The organism is Staphylococcus sp. HMSC067F07, assembly GCF_001837405.1.
GTDB classification, from domain to species: Bacteria; Bacillota; Bacilli; order Staphylococcales; family Staphylococcaceae; genus Staphylococcus; species Staphylococcus capitis.
On sequence record NZ_KV832215.1, the window covers coordinates 1 to 2,968 of the forward strand.

Annotated in this window: 5 protein-coding genes; 4 read left to right on the top strand and 1 reads right to left on the bottom strand. The window is 29.0% G+C overall.

Features of this window, described 5'->3' with window-relative positions; genetic code table 11:
- The 3 genes from HMPREF2706_RS01630 to HMPREF2706_RS01635 all read left to right on the top strand — a co-directional run.
- Positions 1-353 (top strand): malate:quinone oxidoreductase (locus HMPREF2706_RS01630; RefSeq protein ID WP_176746157.1); only part of this gene is annotated, 353 nt, incomplete at its 5' end.
- A gap of 9 nt (positions 354-362) precedes the next feature.
- A complete protein-coding gene (locus HMPREF2706_RS11815) occupies positions 363-473 on the top strand; it encodes an SE2200 family small protein (RefSeq protein ID WP_080550853.1) in 111 nt (36 codons plus the stop codon).
- A 231-nt stretch (positions 474-704) separates the two neighbouring features.
- Positions 705-839 carry a beta-class phenol-soluble modulin gene (locus HMPREF2706_RS01635; protein ID WP_002436888.1) on the top strand — a complete coding sequence of 45 codons (135 nt, stop codon included), beginning with the start codon at positions 705-707 and terminating at the stop codon, positions 837-839.
- Between the two features lie 268 nt (positions 840-1,107).
- Here the strand turns inward: HMPREF2706_RS01635 and HMPREF2706_RS01640 are convergent, their stop codons facing one another.
- On the bottom strand, positions 1,108-1,785 hold the full coding sequence (locus tag HMPREF2706_RS01640; RefSeq protein ID WP_049426988.1) for a C40 family peptidase: 678 nt from the start codon (positions 1,783-1,785) through the stop codon (positions 1,108-1,110).
- Positions 1,786-2,066: 281 nt separating this feature from the next.
- Between HMPREF2706_RS01640 and HMPREF2706_RS01645 the strand changes: the two genes are divergently transcribed.
- Positions 2,067-2,552, top strand: a complete 486-nt coding sequence (locus tag HMPREF2706_RS01645) for an immunodominant staphylococcal antigen IsaB family protein (protein ID WP_049426986.1) — start codon at positions 2,067-2,069, stop codon at positions 2,550-2,552.
- Positions 2,553-2,968: the final 416 nt, after the last annotated feature.

Here is a 2,968-nt window from a genome sequence, read left to right on the forward strand (position 1 = left end):
AAGCACGTGATGAAGATTGGCAGTTATATACTGCTGGTAAACGTGTACAAGTCATCAAAGATACACCTGAACATGGAAAAGGTTATATTCAATTTGGAACGGAAGTAGTTAATTCTAAAGATCACTCAATTATTGCTTTACTAGGAGAATCGCCTGGGGCTTCAACTTCAGTTTCTGTAGCTTTAGAAGTACTTGAAAAAAACTTCTCAGAATATGAATCAAAATGGACACCAAAAATCAAAAAAATGATACCATCTTATGGCCAATCATTAGTTAATGATATTGGATTAATGAGAACTATTCGAAAACAAACATCTAAAGATTTAGAATTAAATTATTATGAAAACAAATAGAGTAAAGGAATGACAAATTTGAAAAAATTATTTGTAGCAATAGCTATTTGTACTATTGGTTATAGTGTACTTAAACGTTATCAAAAACATGTAAATAAAATACCAAATATTGAATACTAAATTTATATATAATCTCCAAGAGCATGATATTAATAACATCTTTTTATATTAAAAAAATGGATGGACAAATCAAAAATACCAGATTCTATTTAATATAGAGTCCGGTATTTTTTGTCATTGTTAATGATGTGATATATTAAAATAGTGTAAATTAAGTTTACAAATCATTCTAGAAATGATATAAACTTATATGGTTACATCATTTTAATTTGTATAAAGGAGTGTACATTTATGTCAGGTATTGTTGAATCATTACATAATGCAGTAAATTCAGGTTTACATGTCAAACAAGACTGGGTAGACATGGGCTTTGGCATTGCTAATACAATTGCTAAAATCGTTGACCAAGTACTTAAATTTGTTTAATAAATTAAAATTTAATTTTAAAACAGGGTATTACTTTAAAGTAGTACCCTGTTTTTTGTTTGTATAAAGAATACCATACGCATAGCGTATGGTTCAGAACAGGTTCTACCGTTGTCACAAAAAAATGCATCTCTTCTTGCTAGAATTAATATTGGTTAGCCAATCAAAATAATCAACACGAGGAGATGCTATCTAATGTCATCTGACACAAACAGTTTAGCACATACAAATTTGTAAGAGGCTTATTAGCATAGAAAGTTTAAAAATCTTAATAAGTTTTCACTCTTTTTAACTTATAAGAATTAGAAGAAAAATTAGGTAATGTATATGGTGAAACTATTGGTGTTGGTGAAGACATTGCTTTTCTACCTATTCCATATCTATATGCTTGATAAACAATTTTTGAACAATACGTAGGATTTCTTTTAGATAGATGAGTATTAATACCATATCTGTATTTTTTACCTACATAATGTTTTCTAGCCCATCTAGCTGCTTTAGAACCTGCTCCATGTTTTTTTGAACGATAAATTTTCATCCATTTACCTTTCTTAGCATATCTTTTCTTAAACCAAGATAAAGAATGTGTAGCTGGATGATGACCTTTACCATAAATATGTAATATTTTTTTGATGCTAATTGCAATTGCAGCATGTCCAGTTAAACCCCAAGAACTGGTAGCATTAGAAATTAAAACATCTCCAGCTTTTAAATGAAATTTAGATCTAGTAGATACATCGCTTTTATTTTCTATTTGCTGTTTTGCTTGACTTAAATTTTGTAAGAATTGATTCCACTGCTCTTGAGTAACAGACTTATCTAAAGTTCCATCTTTTTGTAATTCCTGATAATTAGTAGTGTTATTTTCTTCGGCGTTTGCTGAGTTAAAGAAATTCATTGAAGTAAAAGCTAACGTAAATAATAAAGTAAAAACAAAAACCACCATTTTTCAAAATGAATGATAAAAATGATTTATTTAAAGAATTGTATAACCATGTATGTTATGACCGAATATTAAATGTATCTATAATTGTCAAGAGTATAATATCAATAGTATCTTTTATATTGAAAAATTGAATAAACAAAAAATGATTGGTGGTTTAAATTTCGAAGTTGATAAAGTAATAACTTCAGATGATTTTTTGTAATTTTTTTGTAATTTTGATGTTTTTTTGTAATATATATGTAATAATAATAGATGTATTATAAATAATTAGGAGGGTTTTTATGAAGAAATTTTCTAAAATTATTCTAGCTAGCGGTATTGTTTTGGGTTTCTCTGTAACGCCCGAACTATTTAATGCAACGGAAGCACAGGCACAAGAGTCTATTGAACCTTATTATAATTATGATGGTTATACTGCGTATCAAAGTGGATTTATATTAGACAAAAATTTCAAAGAGTCATTGAAATACGATAATTTTACTATCAACGGCTATCAAATAGCAAAGAATACAACCGGTGACAATCGAATAAATTTATACGATCAAACACTTTATGGTGTATCTGAGAATAAAGCTAATGGTGTTTTCTTCTCTCTCGATGGAAAATCTATTAATAAAAATACTTTAATTCAAAATTATGGTCAACCAAATTCTTACTCTCCTGCTTCAGCATGGGGTGAAGAATATATGTACAAAATTGGTAATAAAGATGTCAGATTTTATATTTACAATGGCTATGTGAATAAATGTCAAATTATTAGTGAATAAGACATTTTAGGTATAAAACGTGAGGTAAGTTGCAAGTTCGCTTACTTCACGTTTTTTTATTTAAAGTGAATAAAATAAATAATAGGACACGCATTTATGACGAGAAAATTTATTGATCGTTGAGAAGAACCCTTAACTAAACTTGTAGACGAATGTCGGTATAGCGTGAGCTATTAAACCGACCATTCGACAAGTTTTTGGTGGATGATTTTGAAATGCGTTTCTTCTTGTCTAGGTACTAAAAAAACAAAGTTATATAACATAAGACGACTTATCGGAAGTAGATATGCTTGTATATTTACAGATGGTATAATACTATAGTCGCCTATCTCTCAGGCGTCAAATTTAGACGCAGAGAGGAGGTGTTATTCATGCTAGAAATTCTTGTTCACATCACGACCACAGTCATCAGTGGT

What these genes read in the sequence shown, in the direction of transcription:
- HMPREF2706_RS11815 (WP_080550853.1), top strand. Translation starts at nt 363, where the DNA reads ATGACAAATTTGAAAAAATTATTTGTAGCAATAGCTATTTGTACTATT.
- HMPREF2706_RS01635 (WP_002436888.1), top strand. Translation starts at nt 705, where the DNA reads ATGTCAGGTATTGTTGAATCATTACATAATGCAGTAAATTCAGGTTTA.
- HMPREF2706_RS01640 (WP_049426988.1), bottom strand. Translation starts at nt 1,785, where the DNA reads ATGGTGGTTTTTGTTTTTACTTTATTATTTACGTTAGCTTTTACTTCA.
- HMPREF2706_RS01645 (WP_049426986.1), top strand. Translation starts at nt 2,067, where the DNA reads ATGAAGAAATTTTCTAAAATTATTCTAGCTAGCGGTATTGTTTTGGGT.